The organism is Pedobacter suwonensis (assembly GCF_007833675.1).
In the GTDB taxonomy this organism is placed as follows: Bacteria; Bacteroidota; Bacteroidia; order Sphingobacteriales; family Sphingobacteriaceae; genus Pedobacter; species Pedobacter suwonensis.
The window spans coordinates 2,518,776-2,544,569 of sequence record NZ_CP031708.1 but is presented as its reverse complement, the minus strand read 5'-3'; the positions used below and the strand labels follow the sequence as shown (position 1 = coordinate 2,544,569).

Here is a 25,794-nt window from a genome sequence, read left to right as displayed (position 1 = left end):
GGTTCTGAATAGTACCACGATTAAACATAGCATGTATGTGTTAATCGAGCTCTGGTTTATTAGAAAATCCCATTTCAAATTTAAAATCAGATTTCTTTTGTTGGAAAAGACCTAAAAAACCTCGCAGGTTTGAACCAGCGAGGTTAAATTAGATTTTAGACTAAGAACTCCCAACTCAAAACTAATCCTCCCTGCTTCCATCATCCGCCATTCTTACCATTTTAGGCTCGAATTTGGCCACTACATCAACCAGTTCGGTTTGGGCCGCCATTACTTTATGGATGTCTTTATAAGCCATTGGGGCTTCGTCAAGTCCTGCTCCAATTAAGGTCACGTTGTGGTCTTTCAAAATGGCTTTCATGTCCGATTTGGTAATCGATTGGATCGCTTTCGTCCTGCTCATTTGTCTGCCGGCACCATGTGATGCCGAATTGATTGCGCTGGTTTCACCTTTACCTCTAACCAGAAATCCTGGAGCGGTCATACTTCCCGGTATAATCCCCATCACGCCCTTACCGGCCGGAGTAGCACCTTTACGGTGAACAATCACTTCTTCACCGTTAATCAACTCTTTCCATGCAAAATTATGGTGGTTTTCTACCTTGGCTAAAACCTTTGCACCAATGGCTTTGGTTAACCTTTTATGAATTACCTCATGACAAGCCGAAGCATAATCGCCAGCTAAGTTCATGGCCATCCAATACTCCTGGCCTTCAGCAGTATTCAGGTCTAAATAAGCCAGGTTTGCAGCCTCTTTAGGCAATTTACAGATCTCTTTTGCCAGTTTGGTGTAATGACCGGCAATGGTAGCGCCTAAACCACGTGAACCTGAGTGGGTTAATAAAGCTACATAACGACCTTTATCAATATTTAAAACTTCGTCGCGGTCAGCAAAATCAATAATCCCCCATTCTACAAAATGGTTACCCCCGCCCGATGTACCCAATTGTGCCCAGGCTTTCCCATGTAAATTTTTCAGAAAAGTGGTGGAGTTGAAAGCGTCGTGATCCAATACTTCGTGTTCGGCTCTTTCCAAACCCCTAAACTCTCTGCCTGCTCCGAATTTAGTAAAAGCAATCAGTTCCCGTTTGTACATGGCATCTTTACCGAAATAATGTTTTTCCGGAATATCAAAAATGCTCAGGGCCATTCGGCAGCCAATATCAACACCCACACCATAAGGAATAATGGTATTTTTTGTAGCCAGTACACCACCTATAGGCAAACCATAACCTTGATGTGCATCGGGCATTAAAGCACCTGCTACCGATACCGGTAATTTCATGGCAATATCCATTTGGTTTCTGGCACCTTCTTCAATATAATCAGAACCAAATACCGCGTAGGGTCTGACATGGTCTACCAGTTCAATGGTTTCGTCTTTTGGTATATTGGCCTCCTTAATCATCGCTGTGGCCAATGGTTTTAAAACCGGATCATCCAAAAAACTTTCCGGGTAATCTTTAACTTTTTTAAATAAAGCCAGCAATTCTTTTTCTTCTGTATCTGTGAAATTTGCTTTCAAAATCTCCAAGGCCAGGCCTAGTATTTTCCCTTCGGAATAACCTATTTCAATCAGGTCTTTTCCTGTTATGTTGTTTTTCATTTTATTCTTTATTAATCCCCGGCAGGTAACATTCACCTAACCGAGGGGTTTCTAAATTTAATTTATTTCACGAAGATTTGCTTCAATTGATCCACAATTTGGCCGCTACCCGATAAGCTGATGTTATTGATCTTTTCTGCGATTTTCTCCACATATTCCATCTCTTTCAATTTATACAACATCGAATTTTCTTCCATTAATTTGGCTGTATTTAGCAAACTTCTGGTTGAAGCCGTTTCTTCTCTCCTGGTAATGATATTGGCTTGCGCTCTTTTCTCGGCAATTAAAACCTGGTTCATAATCTCCTTCACATCGCCTGGCAAAATAATATCTTTAACACCGCAGTTAATTAATTTTACACCCAAATCGGTTGCTTTAGCTAAAGTTAAATCCATTACTTGTACGGCAATTCTCTCTTTGCCTTCCATCAACTCATCAAAGGTCATTAAGCCAACTGATTCCCGTAAGGCCAATTGCATCGTAATATACAATTGCTTATCAAAATCTTTGTTTGCTAATAAGGCTTTGATAATGTCATCAACTTGATATTGAATGCTGAAGTTTACCCTCAATTGTGCTTTATCCTTAGTTAAGATCTCTTGTCCGATAATCTCCATATTCAATTGCCTCATATCGGTTTTTAAAACTTGAATCGTAGTGGCATTTTTCCAGTAAACATAGTTTCCGGCTTCCATTACCCTTTCAAATTTGCCATCAACAAATAACAGGGCTTTTTCGAAAGACTCCACTTTGAAAGCCCTGATATAATTTAATAAAGGTGCTTTCTCTAACATATTTTTATCAACCGTCTCATCAATGTTGATGTTACTAATATCAATTTTGACAAAGTGATAGGCAGACAAACCTTTCCAGATGGCATGCTTGCCCGCAGTTAAAACACTTTTGAAATTTCCATTTCTGTAAACCAGTGCCAACTCATTATCGGCTACATCTACTACATGGACCAGGTTAGTAAAATCAGTGTTTGTTAACAGCACTTCTAGTTCTGCAAGAGTGAAAAAATACTCTTTCCCCATATCAAACAAAGTGATATCTTCTCCAAAACCTAACCAGTAGGTTCCTGCAGTTAATACGTTTTTTAATTTTCCTCTTTTAAACACCAATCCAACATCATTGGTGTTAATGGTTACTCTTTTCATGTTTTTTGATGTTAAGATTTATAATTATTTAATTGTTTTGCTTACAAAGCCTTGTAAAAGCACATTCATCTGGTTTTTGCGGAAATAAATTGAATCCTGATGTGTTTAAGAGTGAAATTATTTTTTCAGTTAGCTGAGATCCTGAGATTGATTCTAACGTTTAAAATAACCTGACTTTTAAATCAGTTCGTTTATCGTTTTATTTTCAAAGCAAAAGCAAATTTGCCTTTCAGGAACATAAAAGAACCATTAAGCAGAATGTGGTTTTACAAGGTAGTTTTTTGAGTAATTTGAAAAGTTACCCTTCTTTTTTTGTTTTGGATTTTGAGCCCTAAACGCTTACCAATTAGCTATTCCAACACCTTGGAAGCAGGATTCGAACCTGCATATTTGGTTGTTACTCTAACCCCTGAGTTATTCCGGATTGCTCCGGAAGTGGGATTCGAACCCACGACACACAACGTGTTAAGACAAAAACCAGCACAATCCTGACCAGTATATTCCATGCTATCGCACGAATACTTTGGGGCTATGTAGAAACCCTCAACTGCGATCAGTGTTATGTAGTATTGCCATCCCGGTTATTCACCGGAATTTCTTTATAGGTAATGATTTACTTAAACTATTTATTGCTGCCTTTAACCCTGTTCCGCAGATCCGGAACAGGGGGCTTCGGAATAAAGCGCTACTCAGAAAACGAGCAGCGCCGTGAGAGCGCGTATTTTAAAGCAGTTTAATTTCTTGTAAATCAGTTATTATTTTTGATTTTTTTCAAAGAACTTCATTATCGACTGGCGACATGACAAAGATGCCACCAGTCCTGCGCGGAGGAATTGCGTAGTAAATAAAATTTTAATGATCTTTAATCAAAGTTTTGTTTATCAGTGTTTTAAAATTTACTTTTTAATAAGTTTCATGTTTTAAGTGTCCAATTGCGTAATTCTATTGCGCAGTTATCGGTAACTTAGTTATATTTAACCGAAGCATAAATACCAGATTTTTTAACCTACACGCTAATTACCTCAAAATGGCCATCAATAAATTAGCCCTTATTCGTTACAAAACTATCGACGATTGTCTGAGAAACCGCTTTCGCAAGTGGACCCTAGATGATCTGATTGAAAAGGTTGCCGAAACCCTTTACGAACTGGAAGGCATAACCAGTGGGGTAAGTAAGCGCACTATACAGGCCGATATCCAGTTGATGAGGAGTGATAAACTAGGTTATAACGCACCTATTGTGGTAAAAGACAGACGGTTTTATGCTTACGAAGACCCCGGTTTTAGTATTACAAAAGCACCGATCAACCATGCTGATGTTGATAAAATGAAAGAAATTGTGGGGGTGCTGAAGCAGTTTAATGCTTTTAATTATTTCGATGAAATGAGCGATATGATTGCCCGTTTGGAGAATAACCTTTATAAATCGACCAAACAGAGCGGAAACAACATTCAGCTGGAAAGCAATAAGCTGGTGAAAGGTCTGGAATGTATTCCGCCGCTTTATCAGGCGGTTCTAAATAAACGGTCATTGCTGATTGAATATAAATCGTTCAAAGCGCAACAGGCACAGCAAGGCATTTATTTCCCCTACCTGTTAAAAGAGTACCGTAACCGCTGGTTTTTGATTTGCAAGGCGAAAAAGCGGCCCGGAATATTAAATTTAGCACTCGATAGGATAGTTGAATTTCAGGAATTACCAAACGAACCGTTTATTGCTTATGAAGGAGTGGATTTTGACCGTTATTATGACGATTTAATCGGGGTAACCAAAAGTGAGAGAGACCGGCCACAAAAAGTGATTCTGGAATTTACGAACGATCATGCACCCTATGTCATTACCAAACCTTTGCATACCTCGCAGGTGGTATTGAACAAAAATGATAAAACTACTGTTTTCAGGATTGATGTGGTGCTGAATTATGAACTGGAGCGCGAAATATTGGGTTTTGGGGAATGCGTTAAAGTGCGTTCACCAAGGCTGCTGATTGCTAAAATTAAGCGTCGTTTAGAACAGACCTACAAACAATATGAAATAGCAGAAGAAAAAAAAGAATCGAAGACTTGAGTATTGTAATTTAGTTAAACGTTTTAGTGATTGGGTTTTTATCTGTATTTTAAGGGCTGAATAACCAAATATGAGCAGAACCAAATATATCTTATCTATCTTGATGGCTTGTTCTTTGAGCATATCCGCACAGCAAGCTACTCCTCAATGGCGACCCAATTATCATTTTACCGCACCAACTAATTGGCTTAATGATCCTAATGGATTAATTTATCTCAATGGCGAATACCATTTGTATTACCAGTATAATCCCTTCGAAAATAAATGGGGGCATATGAGTTGGGGGCATGCAAAAAGCAAAGACCTGGTTAATTGGGAACACCTGCCCGTTGCAATTCCAGAAAAAATAACCAAAGACACCACCACCATGATTTTTTCTGGTTCGGCGGTTCTGGATAAACAAAATGTGAGTGGTTTAGGCAAGGATAAAGCACCTATTCTGGCCTTTTATACGGCTGATTTACCTAAACAGCATAACGAATCGCAGTATATGGCCTATAGCAACGATGACGGTTTAACGTTTACCGATTATACAAAAAATCCAATTATCGATTTAAATAAAAAAGATTTTCGCGATCCGAATGTATGGTGGCACGACGCTTCTAAGCAATGGATCATGACGGTTGCGATGGTTGATGAGCACCAGGTTAGGTTTTATGGCTCAAAAAACCTGAAAGACTGGGCCATACTGAGCGATTTTGGTAAACAAGGTAATCAGGGCAGCGGATGGGAATGTCCTTTTATTGTTCCGCTGGCGGTAGATGGAAATAAGAACAATACAAAGTGGGTACTCATGATCTCGTTGTTTGGTCCAAAAGGACCTACCATGCAATATTTTGTGGGCGATTTTGATGGCAAAATCTTTAAAAATGATAATGACGGTCAGTTAACGCTACTGGTGGATGATGGCGATTCATTTTATGCAGCTATTCCCTGGAACAATGCACCAAATGATAAACGCATCTTATTGGGTTGGTTGCAACCGGGAGGTAAGGAAACCTTTCCATGGAAAGGGCAGATGTCTATTCCGAGGGATTTAACTTTAAAAACTATGCCCGATGGCGTAAGATTGTTTCAGCAGCCGAGTTCGGTTATTGCAAACAATCTTAGAAAACTGGCTCAAAACCGGGTTATTTCCAAACAAAATCTGGTTGTTAGCGGCGAATTGAAACTGGGTGAAATTATTAATGCAAACTGGATTGAAGCAGAATTTGATTTGAGTAATGCTAAAAATTCAGGTTTTAAGCTGGCCCAGTTAAAAGATGGACAAGGGAAAGTGATTAAAGAAATTGAAGTAGGTTATCGGGCTGACAAAAATGAGCTTTATGTAGATTGTTCGCGTTCAGAAAAAGGTATTAAAAACGATAAAAATATCATTCAAACAGCTAAAATAAATCCTATTAATGGTAAAGTGAAAATTCAGATCCTGATTGATAAATCATCACTCGAAGTTTTTGGAAATGGTGGTGAAAAGGTTATTTCTACCATGATTTTCCCGGATGAAAAGGCTACTGGAATTACAGCATTTTCAAAAGATGGAAAAAGTGCGCTGAGTAGTTTAAAAATATGGGATTTGAGTAAGAAATAGTTGAAATCGTCATTATAAGGAGGAACGACGAAGCAATCTTTCAAGCTAACGATTGTTCCCATAACGATTGCTTCGTCGGCTGAAAAAGCCTTCTCGCAATGACGGAAGTATATTATACATAAAAACCTTTTCTAAAAACTTAGAAAAGGTTTTTTGCCTTTATAGACTTCCGACTTTAAGATTTAAATTCACTTGTTTTATGAAATTCGATATCCGGATAATCCTGTTTGGTTAAATTAATCATATATTCACTATCTGCCAGATAAACAGGATTGGCTTCTTTATCAAAGCCGATGTGCTGTTGCTTGCGTTTTACAAACTCATCCAATTTCTTTCTATCGGTAGAAGTTACCCAGCTCGAACGGGTATAACTTAACGTACGGAAACGGCATTTAGCCCCGTATTCATGCTCTAAACGGAAGTTGATTACCTCAAACTGAAGTTCACCTACTGCGCCAATTACTTTCCGGTTTCCGGGCTGCATCACAAATAATTGTGCTACCCCTTCGTCAGTTAATTGTTCAATTCCTTTTTCCAGCTGTTTGGTGCGCATCGGATCCATATTCTCTACCTCTTTAAAAATAGAAGGAGAGAAACTTGGAATTCCTTTAAACTGTAGTTTTTCACCTTCAGTTAAAGTATCGCCAATTTTAAAGTTTCCGCTATCATACAAACCCACTACATCACCTGGCCAGGCTTCTTCTACAATGCTCTTCTCGTTGGCCATAAAATCCATCGGGTTAGAGAATTTTAGTTTTTTATCCTGACGGGTATGGTAATAGAATTTATTGCGTTCAAATTTACCGGAGCAGATCCTCAAAAATGCAATCCGATCGCGGTGTTTAGGGTCTAAGTTTGCGTGTATTTTAAATACAAAACCACTAAAGTTTTTTTCTTCTACCAGTACATCACGTTCTTCAGCTTCACGGTGACGAGGACTAGGAGCGATATCAATAAAGGTATCTAAAAGCTCTTTAATCCCAAAATTATTAATTGCACTGCCAAAAAATACAGGCGCAACTAAACCATCGGTATATAAATCTTTATCAATTTTGCCGTAAATACCATCAACCAATTCAACATCATCTTTCAGCGTGTTGATTTCATTTTCTTTGAGGTAATCCAGGAGCGAGGTATCGTTCAGGTCATTAACGGCAATAACCGAATCGGTTACCTTGGTTTTATCGGAGTTAAATAAATTTAAATGTTTGTTGTAAATGCTGTAAACACCTTTGAAAGTATGTCCCTGCCCAATAGGCCAGGAAAGCGGGCAAAGGCTGATGTTTAGTTTTTCTTCAATTTCATCCAGTAAATCATAAGCTTCTTTACCTTCACGGTCCATTTTATTGATGAAGATAATTACAGGCGTATTCCGCATACGGCAAACCGACATGAGCTTTTCTGTCTGTTCCTCCACACCCTTAACACAATCAACCACTAAAATCACGCTATCCACAGCAGATAAAGTACGGTAGGTATCTTCGGCGAAATCTTTGTGACCCGGAGTGTCCAGAATATTAATACGCTTACCGCTGTATTCGAAACCCATTACCGAGGTAGCAACAGAGATACCCCTTTGCTTTTCAATCTCCATAAAATCGGAGGTATTGCTCTGGTTGGCCTTATTTCTTTTTACTGCACCAGCGGTGTTGATGGCACCACCAAAAAGCAGAAATTTTTCTGTCAGTGTGGTTTTACCGGCATCGGGGTGACTAATAATGGCAAAGGTTTTACGTTTTTCTATTTCAGGGTTAAGCATAATAAAATTTTGGGTATAAGAGATGATGAAACCTTGTTAAAGGAATTTAACAGCGATAAGATTTGAATAGTGTTGTTTCATCAGGTTGCAAAGATAGGGAATTTGGTTAACTGTTTTAAGTGGTTAATTGTTTAATTGAAAACTGATTGCAATTTTTAAGATTGAAAAGCTGCGGCAGTTGTTCTTTTGTTATTACAGCCCTGTCATACACTATAGCTCCGCTTGTAGAAATCGGAGGCTGCCATTCCTGTCCAGGTTTATATTGCTTCTGGGGCAGTTCTATCAAGGTTTTTGGGTTCGCCAATTCAGGAATTATTGCTTAATTAAAGGTTTAGACCAAAAATATCAACTTAAAATTAAAATTTCTCACCAATGATTCTTTAGTTTTGTGCTAAAATGTTTAGCTTTATTTATCCTCCCTGTTTAGCAAACTAAAATTTTATTGCAGATGCCTACATTAGAAGAAACTTCTATGCCCGCTGAGATCGCGGCTAAATTTGTGAATTATACCTCTAAACACGTTTTTTTAACCGGAAAAGCGGGAACAGGTAAAACGACCTTTTTGCGGAAACTGATTCAGCTTACGCATAAAAAAGCGATTATTTGTGCGCCAACAGGTATAGCGGCGATTAATGCTGCCGGGGTTACGATCCATTCTCTTTTTCAGCTGCCTTTTGGTGCTTTTTTCCCTGATGCAGCCGGAAATATTATCAATCAGCAGATTAGCTTCAACTTTAATACACCACGTACCCTGGCCAGGCATTTAAATATGCAGGGCAATAAAAGGCGCCTGATTCAGGAACTGGAACTGTTGGTAATTGATGAGGTAAGTATGCTGAGGGCGGATATGCTTGATGCCATTGATTTTGCCCTGCGCTACATCAGGAGGAGTAAAAATGTACCGTTTGGGGGCGTACAGCTTTTATTTATTGGTGATTTACACCAGTTGCCGCCTGTGGTTAAAAATGACGAATGGCGGGTAATGGCCGGATTTTATAAGAGTATTTATTTTTTTGATGCGCTGGCATTGCAAGATAATCCACCGGTATATATCGAGCTGGATAAAATTTACCGCCAGGATGATGCTGTTTTTATTGACCTGTTGAATAACTTGCGGAATAACCAGATTACCCCGCAGGACACGGCATTATTGCAACAGCATTTTATCCGTGATTTTAAGCCGGCAGCAGATGACAATTACATCACCTTAACGACGCATAATCATAAGGCTGATGGCATTAACCGCGAAAGGTTAACTCAACTGAAAACGAAATCGTATTTTTTTGAAGCCAGGATAACAGGTGAATTTAATGAACATGCTTATCCTAATGATAGGAGCCTGGAACTGAAAGTTGGTGCGCAGATTATGTTTATCAAAAACGATATGACCGCCGAAAAACGCTATTACAATGGGAAAATAGGAGTGGTGCACCACATTGAAAAAGATCTGGTAGAAATTGAATTGCCAGAAGATAAAACGGTAATCCAGATTTCACCTTATACCTGGGAAAACGTAAAATATAAACTGAACGAGGCCACGAATGAAATTGAAGAAAATGTAGCAGGTTCCTTTGTGCAATATCCAATTAAACTGGCCTGGGCCATTACGGTGCATAAAAGTCAGGGTTTAACCTTTGATAAAGCCATTATTGATATTGGTGACGCTTTTGCCCCGGGGCAGGCTTATGTGGCGCTTTCACGCCTTCGCTCTCTCAAGGGGTTGGTGTTAACGTCGCACCTGCGCGAAAGCGGTTTGCAGCAAGACCAGAACATCCATTATTTTTCTAAAACCAAACAGCCTACAGAAGTACTCGACCAGCAGATCAGTGCCGAGAGCTATGATTTCATCAGGACTTATCTGTTATCGGCCTTCGATCTGAATATGGCACGCTATTATTTTAAGGAACACATGCAAACTTTTGATAAGAGTGAGGCTAAATCGACCAAACAGCGCTATGATGATTGGACAATGGATCTGTATAAAGATTTCCAGAAAATTACTGCGACGGCTGATACTTTTGTAAACCAGCTTAAAAACTTGTTTGCCCAACAAACCGAGCATACATTGTTCAATGTGTCCAAGCGGGTACAGGCCGCGGTAAAATATTTCAGTCCGCTGATTAAGGAGGTGTCAGATAAATTCTTAGCCCAAATTGAAGCCATAAAAGAAGAAAAACAGGTTAAAACTTACCTGACTGAACTGCTTGAACTGGAAATTGTGATTTATGAACAGCTGAAGAAAATTCATAAAAGCAAAGCATTGCTGGAAGCCATTATTGATGGCAAAGAGTTTAGTAAGGCCGATACCGATGCACTTTTAAATGCAGTAGAAAGAGAGGCTCAATTAAAAAAGGCAATTACGCTTAAAGGCATGGCGCTAAAAGTAAGAACTGCTACAGAGAAAAAAAAGAAAGAGCCGAAGCCCGATACCAAGCTGATTAGTTTTGAATTATACAATGCGGGCAAAACATTAGATGAAATTGCAAAGGAGCGGGGCTTATCGGTTGGTACTATTGAGGGCCATTTGGCATATTATGTTTCTACACAGCAACTGGATGTAACGAAGTTGGTTAAGGCCAATAAAATCCGCAATATTACAGATGCCGTTGAAAGCCAGAAAACAAAATCGATGGCTACCATCAGGGAGTTTTTAGGCAAAGATTATTCTTTCGGCGAGATAAAAATGGTACTGGCGTCGCTGTTTCCAACAGAAGAATAATCTTTTTTAACCGCAAAGAACGCGAAGAAAAGAAACGCGAAGTTTGCAAAGTTAATTTGAAGATTATGAATGAGAATGAATTATCAAGAATTGTAATCGGATTGGCAATAGATGTACATAACGCTTTGGGACCAGGATTATTAGAAAGTGCTTATAAAGAATGCTTGTTCTATAAGATTGATCATGCAGGTTTTCAGGTTGAGAAAGAAAAGATAATGCCTTTGGTTTTTGAGGATGTTAGATTAGAGTGTGGTTATAGAATAGATATACTGGTAGAAAATAAGTTAGTATTGGAGTTGAAAAGTGTCGAGATGCTAAATGATGTTCATCTTGCCCAAACTTTGACCTATATGAAATTGGGAAATTATAAGTTAGGCTTATTAATGAATTTCAATGTTTCCCGCTTAAAAGATGGATTAAAGAGAATTGTTAATGGCTTATAACTTTCTTTATTTCTTTGCGAAAAACTTTGCGAACTTTGCGGTTAAATGGAGAAAGTTAAAGTTTTAGCGCAATACATGCCTGCAGAGGCCGCCCCGCTAATTGCCAGGTGGATTGATTATTTTCAATGCGAATTCAAGATCGCTAAAACACGTTCTACCAAATTAGGCGATTACCGCCATCCATTCCGTGGTAAAGGCCATCGTATTTCAGTTAATTTTAACCTCAACCATTATGCGTTTCTAGTGACCACAGTGCACGAATTCGCCCATTTGCTAACCTGGAATGATTTTAAAAATAAAGTAAAGCCACACGGAACCGAATGGAAGAAAAACTTTCAGCGGATGATGGTTCCTTTCTTTGATATGAATATTTTTCCGCAGGATATCCATCAGGCGATAGACAATTATATGTCGAATCCTGCGGCCTCAAGCTGTTCTGATTTACATTTATCGCGGGCCTTAAAAAAATACGACAGCAATAAAAGCGAAACTTTACATGTAGAGCAACTGCCAATTAATACCAACTTTAAAATCAAAGATGGCCGTCGCTTTACCAAAGGCGAACAGATTAGAAAGCGATATCGCTGTATTTGTTTAGATGATAAGCGGATTTACCTGTTTAATCCGCTTGCTGAAGTGTTTTTGTTGGATTAATGTATCACTAACGTCCTGCTGAACTCGTTTCAGCATCTTTAGTTAGCTGCTAAGACCCTGAAATAAATTCAGGGTGACGTATAAATTATTACATCAACCTAAACTCATCACCATCAAATAAACCTTTATCACTCAGTTTCAAATGCGGAATAACCAAAAGTGCCATAAAAGAAAGTGTCATAAAAGGAGCAAGCAGGGTTGACCCCAGGTCTTTTGCAAACTGATCGATAGCAGTATAACGTGCAGCAACCTCGTAACCATTATGGTTACTCATTAAACCGGCAACAGGTAGCGGTAGAACCTCTTCCTTTCCGTTTCCTAAAGTGACAACTCCACCAGTTTCCTGAATCACCATATTTACCGCCGCACAAATGCTTTTGTCATCAACACCCACGGCAATAATATTATGACTATCATGCGCTACACTGGAGGCAATTGCGCCCTTTTTTAGACCAAAGTTCTTAACAAAGGAAATGGCAATGGGCGCATCGTGATAGCGGTTAACCACCACCATTTTTAGCATATCATTTTCTACATCGCTCACCATGTTTCCGTTTTCAACTTTTGGTTTTATATGTAGTTTATTGGTGATCAACTGACCATCCAGGGCTTCAATAACCGGAATCTCCTGTTCGTTTTGATAGGGTAAGATAAAATCTTCTTCGTTTTTCAAGCTGCAATCAAAATGGTTAATTGATTCTTTACTAGCTGAATGATTGATCCAGTTGCCTACCATTTTACCGTTTTCTGCTAGTAAAAGCCCATTAATATAGGTTTGTTTTACCTTAAAATTAATCAGGTTTTCAATCACAATAAAATCAGCATCATCGTTTACCTGTAACGCACCAACTTCAAGCTTATAATGTAGGATGGGGTTAATGCAAGCCGCGCGAAGCACTTTAAAAACATCGATTCCTTTGGCCACTGCCCTGGCACAAATTTCGTTAATGTGGTTTTCAACTAGACTATCAGGGTGTTTGTCATCACTACAGAACATCATCATTTCGGGCCAATCCTGGAGTAAATGGATTAATGCCTCAAAATTTTTGGCTGCGCTGCCTTCCCGGATCAGGATCTTCATGCCACGCTTTAGCTTATCCAGTGCTTCTTCGGCAGTAAAACATTCATGGTCGGTAGAAATACCTGCATCTATGTATTTTTGGACGGTATCTCCACGTAGGCCCGGCGCGTGTCCGTCAACAGGTTTGCCGAGCTGGTGGGCTGCAGCAATCTTTTTTAAAACTTCTTCATCTTTATACAACACTCCCGGAAAATTCATCATTTCGCTGAGGTATTTAATCTCAGAGCGTTCTAAAAGTGCCTTAACATCATCATGATTTAACTCAGCGCCTGCAGTTTCGAAGGTAGTAGCCGGTACGCAGCTTGGTGCACCGAAATTGAATTTAAAGGGTACGGTGTTGCCATTTTCAATCATAAATTCAACCCCTTCCATACCGCATACGTTCGCAATTTCGTGCGGATCGCTAATGGTCGCCACTGTACCGTGCACCACAGCCAGACGCGCAAATTCGCTCGGAATGAGCATACTGCTTTCGATATGTACATGGCTATCAATAAAGCCCGGCGTAATGAAGGGGCTTCCCGGGCGTTCTTCCGAAATTTGGGTAATCGATTTTATTTTTCCGGCGTCAACCGTTATTTCGCCAAAGAAAATATGACTTTCTACGATATTAACTATATTTCCGCTGACTTTGAAAGTGCCCATGTTGCTTGAATGTTTAACTGGTTAATCGTTTAAACCGGTTAATTGTTTAGCACACACAGTTAACCAATTTTAAACAGGTTATACAATTAACCTCTGTTTAATATTTTAATAATTTATCAATTAGTTCTGCTAATCTGGCTTTAGCCAGAAAATCATCTTCCAGCACCTTGCTCATCGGAATGGCAGTATCTAAACTTGCACAACGCATTACAGGTGCATCCAGGTATTGGAAAAGATGCTCGCCAATCCAAGCAGAAATCTCGGCCCCGAAACCATTGGTTAAGGTATCTTCGTGTAAAACCAATACCCTTCCGGTTGCTTTTACAGCTTCCTTTACCGTTGCGTGATCCCATGGCTGTAACGTACGCAGATCAACCAGGGTGGCTGCTTGTTCAGGATGGCTGCTCAAATGTTCTAAAGCCCAATGTACACCTAAACCATAGGTAATGATCGTAAACTGGTCTCCCGTTTTTAAAGTAATGGCTTTTCCTATTTCGGTAGTATAATAGCCATCGGGTACCGGCCCGGTTAGGCTTCTATAAAGGTATTTATGTTCAAAGTAGATTACGGGATTGGGATCGGCTATGGCAGATAAAAGCAAACCCTTGGCATCTTCAGGGAATGCGGGGTAAACAATTTTTAAGCCTGGTGTTTTAGTAAACCAGGCCTCATTACTTTGCGAATGGAAAGGGCCGGCTCCTGTTCCAGCGCCGGTAGGCATACGTACAACTACATCTGCCTTTTCGCCCCAGCGATAATGCGTTTTGGCCAAATTGTTTACAATCTGGTTAAAGCCTACAGTAACAAAATCTGCAAATTGCATTTCTACAACAGCTTTGCAACCGTTTATAGAAAGCCCTAAACCTGCGCCCACAATGGCCGATTCGCAAATAGGTGTATTGCGCACCCGGTTTTTGCCGAATTTACCCATAAAGCCATCCGTAATTTTAAAGGCGCCACCATAATCTGCAATATCCTGCCCCATTAAAACCAGGTTAGGATATTTTTCCATCGCGAGATCGAGTGCATCACTAATTGCATCCAGATACCTTTTTTCAGTAGCAGATTCGCCTGGTTGAACAATTTCGGACTGGTAAGGGAAGTACATGTCCCTTTCTTCTTTCGCGTGATCTGCAATGGGTTCCGGCTCCTCAAAAGCTTCTTCTACTGCTAATTCAATATCTTGCTTAAACTGAATCTTAATATCCGTAATGGTATCTGTTGTTAAAATACCTTGCTCAATTAAATAGGCCTCATAATTGTTTAAAGGATCTTTCTTTTCCCACTGGTCAAAAAGTTCCTGCGGAACATATTTCGTACCTGATGCTTCTTCATGGCCACGCATCCTGAAAGTCATGCACTCAACCAAAACAGGTCTGGGATCTTTTCGGATTTCCATGGCCAGCTGGTTAATGGTATCATAAACTTCTAAAATATTATTTCCGTCGATCTGAACACCCTCTATGCCATAACCAATGGCTTTATCAACCAGGTTTTTGCATCTGTATTGTTCTGCTGTTGGGGTTGACAGGCCATAGCCGTTGTTTTCGATCAGAAAGATAACAGGAAGGCCCCAAACTGCTGCCACGTTTACGGCTTCGTGGAAATCGCCTTCACTGGTGGCGCCTTCGCCGGTATAAACCAGTGTAGCCTGTTGTTTATTAGCCAGAAGATCGGCCAGGGCGATGCCATTGGCTAGAGCCATTTGTGGCCCTAAATGGGAGATCATACCCACAATTTTATAATCTTGGGTCCCAAAATGGAAGGAGCGGTCGCGGCCTTTGGTAAAGCCGGTTAACTTGCCCTGCCATTGGGCCATTAATTTCTTTAGCGGAATATTACGTGAGGTAAAAACACCTAAATTGCGATGCATGGGTAAAATGTACTCACCTTTCTGCATGGCCATGGTACTGCCCACAGCAATGGCTTCCTGTCCGATACCCGAAAACCATTTCCCTATACGTCCCTGCCGCAATAATTTAAGCATTTTATCCTCTACCATTCTGGGATAAAGCAGTTTTTTATATAAATCCAATAAGAATTCATCGTCTTTATCTCTTCGGTTGAAATGCATATCTGGTTGGTTTGACTAATGATTCTGGACTCAGGACTCCCGGCTCTTCTTTAATTCCTCAAACTGTTTGGCGAATGATTTATCGGCAACCTTTGGCATTTCACGGTATTTGCCCCAGCTCTTTTTAAAGAAGGTTTTGAGCATAAAGTTTTTAAATTTTCCGCCGAAGAAATCCATCCATTTGCGTTTTTGCATCATCTTGCTGAACATGCTCCAGCCGATTTCTTCCTGTTTGCCGTTCTCATGACCAGCTGCAGCATCTCTTCGGTTAAGCAGCAGCATTTTATGGATATCGATTTTTACCGGACATACTTCTGAGCATTTTCCGCAGAGACTGGAAGCATAGCTCAAATGCTTAAACTCTTCCATACCTTTTAAATGTGGCGTAATTACCGAGCCAATTGGACCGCTATAGGTGGTATTATAAGTGTGTCCACCGATATTTTTATATACCGGGCAGGCATTTAAACAGGCACCACAACGAATGCAGTACAAACCTTGTCGCTGATCCTTTTGAGCCAGTAAATTGGTGCGGCCATTATCCAGCAGGATCACATACATTTCTTCGGGTCCATCCGTTTCATTTGGTTGACGCGGTCCGCTCAGGATACTATTGTAAACCGTTAGGTTTTGTCCGGTACCGTGCGAAGCCAACAAAGGCCAGAACAGGTCCAGGTCGGCCATAGAAGGGATGATCTTTTCAATACCAACAATGGCAATATGTATTTTGGGGAAAGTAGTGCTTAACCTGGCATTGCCTTCATTTTCGGTAATGGCAATACTGCCGGTATCGGCGATCAGGAAATTCCCTCCGCTTATACCAATATCGGCATTCAAATATTTGTCTCGGAGTAGTTCCCTGGCTTTTTGCACCAGCTGCGGTGGTGTAGCATCAATGGGAGTTCCAAATTTATCGTGGAATAACTGCGCAATATCAGTAGCACTTAAGTGCATGGCAGGGGTAACAATATGGTAGGGCGCCTGGCCCAATAACTGTACGATATATTCTCCCAGATCGCTTTCCAGCGATTCAATATTATTCTGCTCCAGGAAATCGTTCAGGTGAATTTCTTCGGTCGTCATCGATTTAGATTTGATGACCGTTTTTCCATTGTTTCTTTTAATGATATTGAGGATTTCTGCCTGGGCTTCTGCAGCATCATTTGCCCAGATCACCTTACCGCCGCGACGCTGAAAATTTGACTCGAATTCTGGTAAGAACTTGTCGAGATTTTCCATTACACGCCATTTAATTACATGGGCTTTTTTCTTAGAAGCCTCGAGGTTTTCGAATTTCGATAAGCCCCGTTCAACCGCCGCATTGTATTTACCAATATTATAATTTATGGTTTTACGGTGCGGCAAATCGAAAGCTTTCTCATCTGACTTCTCTAAAAATTCCTCGGCAGTTTTCATCAATAGCAATTTATTATAGGGGTAACGAAGAATAACCGCTTTTAGTTTGGTGTTACTTCGTTAAAAACCAAAGATAGGAATTTATGCAGGTGCCAAAAGTAATGTGTAGAAAAAAGCCCCAACATTTCGTTGAGGCTGAGTATTTTGAACATTATTTCTTTGGATTTCCTTTTCCGTCCATGTCTACAACCGGACGCTTGGCTCTGTTGGCAAGCTCCCATGCGGTAAAGTAGGTGAGTTTCGCTCTTTTTGATAATAAAGGAAAGTTGATTTTGCTCACTTCATCACCGGGTTTATGGTAATCCTGCTGTAACATTCCATCATAATAAAAAATAATCGGAATGCCTAATTTAGCAAAGTTGTAGTGGTCTGAGCGATAATAAATTTGCTCGGGATCTTTAGGATCATCATATTTATAATCCAGTTTCATTTTAGTATAGGTAGCGTTTACCTGCTCACTTAAATTGGCGAGGTCGCTACTTAACATCCTCGAACCTACTGAATAAATGTAGTTTGCCGAATCAGGTTTGCCCAAATACTCTTCACCTATACGGCCAATCATATCGGTATTTAAATCAGCAATGGTATTGGCAACCGGGAAAACAGGATGCTCAGAATACCACTCAGATCCCCACAGTCCTTTTTCTTCTCCAACAACAGTCATAAATAAGATACTGCGTTTAGGACCTTTACCTGCTTTTTTGGCATCAGTAAAAGCTTTTGCCATTAGTAAAACACCGGTAGTACCCGATCCATCGTCGTCGGCACCGTTGTTTACTTTATCTTTCGCGTTAGGATCAGTTTCTAAACCAATATGATCGTAGTGACCCGTTAAGATTAATACTTCTTTTTTAAGTACGGGATCTGATCCTTCCAAGTAACCCAAAACGTTTTCGCACCTAACCGATGCTTCGTTTTTGGCAGCACTTGCTGAAAAAGGAACATTTATTACCTGTGAAGCAGGTGTAAGACTTTCTGTAATTTTCTTTTGTAAGTCGGCTGCTGTAGTATTTGCTGATTTTAAAAGATCGTTGGCTAAGGCCACAGAGATAGAGATGCGTGGTATCTCATTCTGTTTCTGGGCCTCAATAGCCGCATTTGTTTTGACCATTACACGGCCGTTGTTTTGAGCCTGTTTGGTGTTTTCTGTAATTCTATCCACACTTGGATCGATGAGGATAATAGCTTTTACATTATTTTCAGCAAAATATTTTGCCCGGTTTTCTAACATGGCGCGGTAAGCAGCCCTATCAACGCGGGTACCAGGTTTAATGGTTGGGTCGCCACCGTTAAACATCATCACCACTTTGCCTTTAATATCTGTTCCTGCAAAATCGTTATAGCTGTCTTTTTTTATTCCGTAGCCGACAAATACAATCTGATCGGTAGAGAAGGTAAAACCCTTATCGCTGATTAGGCTCGGAGCAACCACATAATCTTTCTGATACTCTTTCGGCTGACCGTTAACAGTTACCTGGCTTTCTTTCAAGGTAACATTTACGAGGTTGATTTTCTGGAAATAACCTCCATCAGCCGGGCCTTTTAAGCCAATTGATTTAAAATAATCGCGGATATAGTCTGCAGCCATCCAGGCGCCTTTTGTTCCTGTCTCGCGTCCTTCATATTCGTCGGATGCTAAAATGGAAAGGTGTTTATAGGCATTATCAGGATTAATGGCCCTGCTAAATTTAATAGCGTCTTTATTGGCAGGTAATGGTTTAATCTGGCTAAAACAACTTGCTGTAACAAGTGTAGCCAAACCAAGGGTTAAAAACTTTTTGTTCATGATGATAATTTTAGTTGAGGTTGGGTTAGCAAGAAATCTTTTCAACCCGATTTTGGTGGCGGCCACCTTCAAACGGCGTAGTTAAAAAGGTTTCGGTAATTTGTTTGGCTTCATCTACAGATACAAAGCGAGCCGGTATACAAAGTACATTGGCATTATTATGGAGGCGTACCAACGAAGCCACTTCGTTTTCCCAGCACAAGCCTGCTCTTATGCCCTGGTGTTTGTTAGCTGTTATGGCCACGCCGTTAGCCGAGCCGCATAGTAAAATACCGTAGGTAAATTCTCCGTTTTCAACTGCACTGGCCACAGGATGTGCAAAATCAGGATAGTCAACTGAATCTGCTGAGAAAGGTCCAAAATCCTTTACTTCGTAATCTTTTAAAAAATCTTTTAATATTTCTTTATAATCGAATCCGGCATGATCCGCGCCAATAGCAATTTTTATTTTTGTATCAGACATTGTCAAATGTATAGAGAATTATGAATTCTGTTCGTAATGTTTTTGTTAGTTTGCATAGAATGCAGCTTCAGCTTTTTTCTTCTTTCTTTCAATATAGGCCGAAACAAAAATACTCAGCTCATACAATAAGAATAAAGGAGTAGCTACTATCAACATCGTCATGATATCTGGTGTAGGGGTTACAATGGCAGCGATAATTAAAATAATTACAGTGGCATACCTTCTGCTGGCACGCATCAGTTTTGGCGTCATTAAACCAAGTTTGGATAGAATAAAAATGATAACCGGGAGCTCGAAAATAATCCCGGTACCCAAAGTAAGGGTTGCAACCGATGACAGGTAAGAATCAACTGTAAAAGTATTTTTAATTTCAGTACTAACTGTATAACCAGTTAAAAAATTAACCGATAAGGGACAAACTATAAAATAGCCAAAAAAGATACCAACAACGAACAATAAGGAGGCGAAAAAAACAAAACCACTGGCCGATTTGCGCTCATTATCGTGCAACGCTGGTTTAACGAAACGCCAGATCTCCCACAAGAGGTAAGGGAAGCCCACAACGATACCGCACATCACACAAACATTTAACTGAAGGTTAAATTGGCCGGCCATCTCGGTATTGATGATTTCCCCATTAATTTTGGTGATACACATATCCTTACCTAAGGATGGGAAATGCTCTACCAGTTTACACATCATCCGATAAGTCCAAAAATCAGGCTTTTTGGGTCCAAAAATTATTTTATCCAGAATCTCCTCGTTGAAGTAAAAAGCGATACCCGTAAAAACGGCAATAGCAATTACGGCTCTGATTAAATGTTTACGGAGAACATCCAGATGATCGAAAAAAGACATTTCTGCCTCTAAATTGGTGCTCTTTTGACCGATAGCTTTTGTAAGTAAAGTTTTTTTAATGTCGCTCATGTTGAAAACAAAAATACCATTCTATTTGAATAGAATGGTATTTACGTGTTAAATATAGAAATAGTTTAGATTATTATGAGAAATGGCTGTAAAAATAACAAACTATGCTCTCATAGTAGTTTTAGAATTGGTTTTTAATTAAACTCAACTGCCTTAAATTTGCGGCGTTACTATAATTAAATTGATATATACCATCTTCTCCTGTAACGATCAAAGATTTGGGGCCGGCAATGACATCAAAACTTTTAATATTGTTTAGATGCTGCAACATGTTGTCGCTGATTTTCGTGTTATCTCTGATATTAAAACTCTTTATTCCATAGCTACCTTCGCAGAGAAAGAGATAATCACCAGAGGTGCTTAAGCCATGTGGGTTTTGCATTGGGTAAACCGCTATCTGTTTTGGCTTGGTCGGATCTTCAATATCCACAACTTCCAACTGATTACTGGCCTGCCTGCATAAATTGCCGGTGCGTAAAGTAACATAAGCATACTTGCCTTGTACAACCACCGGGTCGCAAGCGAAAATATGGCTGTAGGTAGATAGTTGGACAGGATTGGCCGGATCGCTGGCACCAAAGATGTGCATGCCTCTGTTGGTACCTATGAATAACTTGTTATCATAAGGGAAGATGGTTTCTACTCCCCAACCCAAACTGATTGTCTTTAAAAATGTTGGGTCTGATGCGGTTTTAACATTAAACAGATTTAAATTACTTGTACCAACGGTATATAAATAATCGTTCATCAGGGTGAACCTGGCCATCGAACCGCCTTGGCCCGAACCAGCTTGCGACGAAGAAGTACTGAAAGCAACATATTGCATTTCACGCTTATATGTTTGTTTTTTTACTACTGTATCTTTATAAGTGTAAATATATTTTTCAATGCCTGGATTATTGAACTGACTAAAAACATCAGTTACCCTTTTAACCAATGTAATATTATTTATATTCGATAGATCGAAAGCCAGCAAATCGATAAAATTATCGGCATAAAGAATATTATTGTGGATTGCTAAATCTACATTGCCCGGGATTTTCAGAAAAGCCATATTCACAGGAGCGTTCGGATTGATATTATTGTAGATGTGAATGCCTTCATTGGGCTCATTTATGAAAAGATAATCTTTGTAAATGTATATTTTTCCAGTCTTTTTTGCGGGAGTAGCCCTAGTAAGTCCTGTAGGCATGGCCCTCATTTCCTTAGCGGAAATCATTTTGACAATCTGGATGGTTTCATATTCATCTTTTTTGCACGAAGTAAATACTGCAAAAGCAAGTAGGATAAGGAATGCGTTAGTTAGATTTTTTTTCATGTTTTGAATGTTTGTGATTAAACGTAACATATTAATTAAACGCTACAGCGTTATCGCTAACTATTAGATATTAGCTATTTATCTGTTGAAAGAAAATCTTGCAAAATAGATTAAGGCCGTTTCAAACATTCTGAACAGACCTTTATAAACCGAACTCTATTAATAATTTGTTCTGAAGATATTTTATGAACGTTTTTATTTTCTGGTTGTCACCCTGAATTTATTTCAGGGTCTATTTTGTAGAAAAGGTGCTGGAATAAATTCAGCATGACGATCTCGTCATTATAAACACTTAAAAATTAACATTTATATCAAGAAAATAATCGAACTTAGGTTTGTAAGTAAAACTGTGAAAATCATTATTATCCTTCAGAAAATTAGAAGGTTTCCATAAATTTCTTGTTGCAATTTACTGTCCTATTCATTGTATTGAGAGCAGGATGATATTTAGATAAATTCGAGTTTTTAAGTTAATTATAGTGGCCTCTTAGCGAATAGATTTTAATAATCTGTTCAGTTTCTGAAACTGAATAAATAATTCTATGTTCTGAGTTTATTCTTCTAGACCACTTGCCTGTAAGATTATATTTCAGCGCCTCTGGTTTTCCAATACCTTCAAATGGAGAATTGTTATCGCAACTAAAAGGCTATGAATTTTCTTTTGGATAATTGTATTTCCAGATTTCTTCCAAAAATCTAAATCTTCATTGGCTTTTGGAAGAAAAACTATTTCCATAAGTTATCGAGATCAACTTTTGTGAATTTCCCTTCGCTGAAGTCTTGATCGCCTTTCAAAATTTTTTCAACAAATTCTGGGTTATAAGGCTTCTCTTCTTTTTCAAAAGAAATCTTCATTGCTTTTAAAACCTGCTTTATAGCATTTAGCTGCGCTTTATTTTCCGGATGTACAATTAATGTTTCCATAATTCAAATTTACTGAAATAAATTTAATTCTTTGACAAAGAAAAATCCCATTTTGTTTTACCAAAATGGGATTTAAATTTCTATGACACTTCATGTTATTCCGAAAACTCAAAGGTTTCCATAAACTTGGTAGTGAAATTTCCTGCTCTGAAATTAGGGTCTTTCATCAATTGTAAATGGAAAGGAATGGTGGTTTTGATGCCTTCAATTACAAACTCGCTTAAAGCGCGTTCCATGGTACAAATGGCTTCTTCGCGGGTTTGAGCCACGCAGATTAATTTTGCAATCATCGAATCGTAATTCGCAGGGATAGAATATCCGGCATAAACGTGTGTATCTACACGAACACCATGACCACCTGGTGAATGAAAATTCGTAATTTTCCCTGGTGATGGACGGAAATTATTTGCCGGGTCTTCGGCATTGATACGGCACTCAATTGCGTGCATTTCCGGCGTATAGTTTTTACCTGAGATCGGAATGCCAGCAGCAACTTTTATCTGTTCTTTAATTAAATCGAAGTTGATTACTTCCTCGGTAACCGGATGCTCTACCTGGATACGGGTATTCATTTCCATGAAATAGAAGTTACGATGTTTATCAACCAAGAACTCAATAGTACCTGCACCTTCGTAATTTACGGCCATGGCACCTTTAATAGCTGCTTCACCCATTCTTAAACGCAGTTCTTCTGTCATAAACGGCGAAGGGGATTCTTCTACCAGTTTTTGGTGACGGCGTTGAATCGAACAATCGCGTTCTGATAAGTGACAGGCTTTGCCAAACTGGTCGCCAATAACCTGAATTTCAATGTGGCGTGGATCTTCGATGTATTTTTCTAAATATAAACCATCATTACCGAAGGCTGCGCCAGATTCTTGGCGGGCGCTATCCCAGGCATTTTCGAAATCTTCATCTTTCCAAACCACACGCATACCCCGGCCACCACCACCGGCAGTTGCTTTAAGGATAACCGGATAACCCATTTCGTTGGCAATTGCAATACCCTCTTTAACGCTGGTAAGCAAACCTTCTGAACCTGGAATGGTTGGAACACCGGCATTTTTCATGGTTGCTTTAGCCGAAGCTTTGTCGCCCATATCGTTAATCTGCTCTGGCGTGGCACCAATAAATTTGATATTATACTCGCGGCAGATGTTAGAGAACTTTGCGTTTTCTGACAAGAAACCGTAACCTGGATGTATGGCATCGGCATTGGTTAGTTCTGCAGCAGAAATGATATTCGGAATATTTAAATAAGAATCTTTACTAGGTGGAGGGCCAATACAAACAGCCTCATCAGCAAAACGTACGTGTAAACTTTCGCGATCAGCGGTAGAATAAACAGCAACCGTTTTGATGCCCATTTCCTTACAGGTACGGATAATACGCAAAGCGATTTCACCCCTGTTGGCAATTAGTATTTTTTTAAACATAATTTTACCTTTTCTGATTACACCGATGTTAATGATTACCCCGATTTATTCGGTAAATAACCACCACTCTGATCAATTGTAATCGGTGTTATCTAATTAATCTGTGTAATCAATAACTAAATAGGTTCTACTAAAAATAACGGTTGGTCGTATTCTACAGGCGATGCATTATCAACCAATATTTTAACGATACGGCCTGAAACTTCACTTTCAATCTCGTTGAAAAGTTTCATAGCCTCTATGATACAAACTACTTTACCCGCGCTAATTTCGTCGCCAACATTCACAAACATTGGTTTTTCAGGGCTAGCCGAACGGTAAAAAGTGCCGATCATTGGTGATTTGATCGTAATGTATTTTGAAGTGTCTTCTGCAACAGGTGGTACAGCTGGTGTTGCTGCCGTAGGAGCAGTAGGAGCTGTGGCAACAGGAGCAGCAGCCTGTACAAGCGGAGCTTGTGGTACGGTAGCATGCACAACTGTTGGTGCCTGGTTTGTTTTGATCGTGATTTTGAAGTTTTCCTGCTCAATAGCAACTTCATTTACTCCAGAACGAGAAACAAATTTAATCAGTTCCTGTATTTGTTTAATATCCATTTTTTAGGCTAGTTATGTAAAAAATAGTGTTTATTGAATTAACTAAGTTATACTTTTTTTGTTTTATTTTTTTATCCGGGCAGTACCTTTACTTCGGACTCCGGACTAAAGACTTCCGACTATTTTGTATCGTAAGCCCATTTAAGATATACCGAACCCCAGGTAAAGCCACCACCGAAAGCAGCTAAAACGATATTATCGCCTTTTTTCAACTTACTTTCCCATTCCCATAAGCATAAAGGAATTGTTCCATTGGTTGTATTGCCATAACGTTCGATGTTGATCATCACTTTATCAGTAGTAACGCCCATGCGGTTAGCGGTAGCATCAATGATGCGTTTGTTGGCTTGGTGCGGTACTAACCAGGCCACATCATCAGCAGTTAAACTGTTACGTTCCATAATTTCTGCAGCAACATCGGCCATATTGGTTACGGCAAATTTGAATACTGTTGGCCCTTCCTGATGCGCAAAATGCTCTTTGGCATCAATGGTCTCGTGAGAGGCCGGTTTAACAGAACCACCGGCTTTCATCCCCAGGAAATCTCTTCCGGAACCATCTGTTCTTAAAATAGAATCCTGAATGCCCAAGCCTTCTTCATTTGGCTCCAGTAAAGCGCAGCCACAGCCATCGCCAAAAATGATACAGGTGGTGCGGTCTTCATAATTGATAATCGACGACATCTTGTCGCCTCCAACTACCAAAACTTTTTTATGTCTACCTGATTCAACAAATGATGCACCTGTAGAAAGACCAAATAAAAAGCCGGAACAAGCGGCCTGTAAATCATAACCCCAGGCATTGGTGGCGCCAACTTTATCTGCTAAAACGTTTGCTGTTGCAGGGAAAGTAAAATCTGGAGTAGTGGTGCAAAAGATGATCAGTTCAATCTCTTTTGCATCAATTCCTCTCTTTTTAAGTAAACCGTTTACCGCATGAACGGCCATGTCGGAAGTACCTAAACCCTCACCTTTTAAAATTCTACGTTCTTTAATTCCCGTTCTACTGGTAATCCATTCATCGGAAGTGTCAACAATTGTTTCTAACTCTGCGTTTGTAAGCACATAGTCGGGGACATAACCATTTACTGCTGTAATAGCAGCGTGAATTTTACTCATTTTAAGAATTTTA

At 39.6% G+C, this 25,794-nt stretch carries 20 protein-coding genes; 5 read left to right on the top strand and 15 right to left on the bottom strand.

Translation table 11 applies throughout. The features are described 5' to 3' along the window. Positions 1–181: 181 nt before the first annotated feature. Positions 182–1,606, bottom strand: coding sequence for an RtcB family protein (locus DV942_RS10250; RefSeq protein ID WP_145857282.1), 1,425 nt, complete (start codon positions 1,604–1,606; stop codon positions 182–184). 62 nt (positions 1,607–1,668) lie between these two features. Further along, complete coding sequence (locus DV942_RS10245) at positions 1,669–2,766, bottom strand: slipin family protein (RefSeq protein WP_145857280.1); 1,098 nt, start codon at positions 2,764–2,766, stop codon at positions 1,669–1,671. A 1,027-nt stretch (positions 2,767–3,793) separates the two neighbouring features. Between DV942_RS10245 and DV942_RS10240 the strand changes: the two genes are divergently transcribed. Further along, on the top strand, positions 3,794–4,834 hold the full coding sequence (locus DV942_RS10240; protein WP_145857278.1) for a helix-turn-helix transcriptional regulator: 1,041 nt from the start codon (positions 3,794–3,796) through the stop codon (positions 4,832–4,834). 70 nt (positions 4,835–4,904) lie between these two features. Continuing rightward, positions 4,905–6,422 (top strand): glycoside hydrolase family 32 protein, encoded by a 1,518-nt coding sequence (locus tag DV942_RS10235; RefSeq protein ID WP_145857276.1) that lies wholly within the window; start codon positions 4,905–4,907, stop codon positions 6,420–6,422. Positions 6,423–6,597: 175 nt separating this feature from the next. Here DV942_RS10235 and DV942_RS10230 read toward each other — a convergent pair whose 3' ends face one another. Continuing rightward, positions 6,598–8,181 carry a peptide chain release factor 3 gene (locus DV942_RS10230; protein WP_090986418.1) on the bottom strand — a complete coding sequence of 528 codons (1,584 nt, stop codon included), beginning with the start codon at positions 8,179–8,181 and terminating at the stop codon, positions 6,598–6,600. Between the two features lie 448 nt (positions 8,182–8,629). Here DV942_RS10230 and DV942_RS10225 point away from each other — a divergent pair, with 448 nt between their 5' ends. From DV942_RS10225 to DV942_RS10215, 3 genes are all read left to right on the top strand, one after another. Beyond that, positions 8,630–10,900 (top strand): helix-turn-helix domain-containing protein, encoded by a 2,271-nt coding sequence (locus DV942_RS10225; protein WP_145857274.1) that lies wholly within the window; start codon positions 8,630–8,632, stop codon positions 10,898–10,900. 65 nt (positions 10,901–10,965) lie between these two features. Then, on the top strand, positions 10,966–11,343 hold the full coding sequence (locus tag DV942_RS10220; RefSeq protein WP_145857272.1) for a GxxExxY protein: 378 nt from the start codon (positions 10,966–10,968) through the stop codon (positions 11,341–11,343). 45 nt (positions 11,344–11,388) lie between these two features. Next, positions 11,389–11,997 carry a SprT-like domain-containing protein gene (locus DV942_RS10215; protein WP_090986426.1) on the top strand — a complete coding sequence of 203 codons (609 nt, stop codon included), beginning with the start codon at positions 11,389–11,391 and terminating at the stop codon, positions 11,995–11,997. A gap of 88 nt (positions 11,998–12,085) precedes the next feature. On the opposite strand, the gene ade is transcribed toward DV942_RS10215, so the two are convergent. The 12 genes from ade to DV942_RS10155 form a co-directional block, all read right to left on the bottom strand. Then, positions 12,086–13,723, bottom strand: coding sequence for an adenine deaminase (ade, locus tag DV942_RS10210; RefSeq protein ID WP_145857270.1), 1,638 nt, complete (start codon positions 13,721–13,723; stop codon positions 12,086–12,088). Positions 13,724–13,820: 97 nt separating this feature from the next. Next, positions 13,821–15,797: an alpha-ketoacid dehydrogenase subunit alpha/beta gene (locus DV942_RS10205; protein ID WP_145857268.1), complete on the bottom strand. Its 1,977-nt coding sequence runs from the start codon at positions 15,795–15,797 to the stop codon at positions 13,821–13,823. 30 nt (positions 15,798–15,827) lie between these two features. Continuing rightward, positions 15,828–17,216 carry a LutB/LldF family L-lactate oxidation iron-sulfur protein gene (locus tag DV942_RS10200; protein WP_186462464.1) on the bottom strand — a complete coding sequence of 463 codons (1,389 nt, stop codon included), beginning with the start codon at positions 17,214–17,216 and terminating at the stop codon, positions 15,828–15,830. A 148-nt stretch (positions 17,217–17,364) separates the two neighbouring features. After that, a complete protein-coding gene (locus DV942_RS10195) occupies positions 17,365–18,999 on the bottom strand; it encodes a M28 family peptidase (RefSeq protein WP_145857264.1) in 1,635 nt (544 codons plus the stop codon). 25 nt (positions 19,000–19,024) lie between these two features. Beyond that, positions 19,025–19,462 (bottom strand): ribose 5-phosphate isomerase B, encoded by a 438-nt coding sequence (gene rpiB / locus DV942_RS10190; protein ID WP_145857262.1) that lies wholly within the window; start codon positions 19,460–19,462, stop codon positions 19,025–19,027. Positions 19,463–19,507: 45 nt separating this feature from the next. Further along, positions 19,508–20,389, bottom strand: coding sequence for a twin-arginine translocase subunit TatC (gene tatC / locus DV942_RS10185; protein ID WP_090986442.1), 882 nt, complete (start codon positions 20,387–20,389; stop codon positions 19,508–19,510). A 121-nt stretch (positions 20,390–20,510) separates the two neighbouring features. Next, the gene (locus DV942_RS10180; RefSeq protein WP_145857260.1) at positions 20,511–21,707 is read right to left on the bottom strand and encodes an LVIVD repeat-containing protein; all 1,197 of its coding nucleotides are present in this window, start codon (positions 21,705–21,707) and stop codon (positions 20,511–20,513) included. Positions 21,708–22,177: 470 nt separating this feature from the next. After that, positions 22,178–22,300: a type II toxin-antitoxin system YoeB family toxin gene (locus DV942_RS23810; RefSeq protein WP_244278866.1), complete on the bottom strand. Its 123-nt coding sequence runs from the start codon at positions 22,298–22,300 to the stop codon at positions 22,178–22,180. A 133-nt stretch (positions 22,301–22,433) separates the two neighbouring features. Next, entirely contained in the window at positions 22,434–22,631 is a 198-nt protein-coding gene (locus DV942_RS10170; RefSeq protein WP_145857258.1) for a DUF2683 family protein, read from the bottom strand. Between the two features lie 95 nt (positions 22,632–22,726). Further along, on the bottom strand, positions 22,727–24,067 hold the full coding sequence (gene accC, locus DV942_RS10165) for an acetyl-CoA carboxylase biotin carboxylase subunit (RefSeq protein WP_090986447.1): 1,341 nt from the start codon (positions 24,065–24,067) through the stop codon (positions 22,727–22,729). Positions 24,068–24,183: 116 nt separating this feature from the next. Continuing rightward, a complete protein-coding gene (gene accB, locus DV942_RS10160; RefSeq protein ID WP_090986449.1) occupies positions 24,184–24,663 on the bottom strand; it encodes an acetyl-CoA carboxylase biotin carboxyl carrier protein in 480 nt (159 codons plus the stop codon). 119 nt (positions 24,664–24,782) lie between these two features. Next, positions 24,783–25,781, bottom strand: coding sequence for a beta-ketoacyl-ACP synthase III (locus DV942_RS10155; RefSeq protein ID WP_090986451.1), 999 nt, complete (start codon positions 25,779–25,781; stop codon positions 24,783–24,785). Positions 25,782–25,794: the final 13 nt, after the last annotated feature.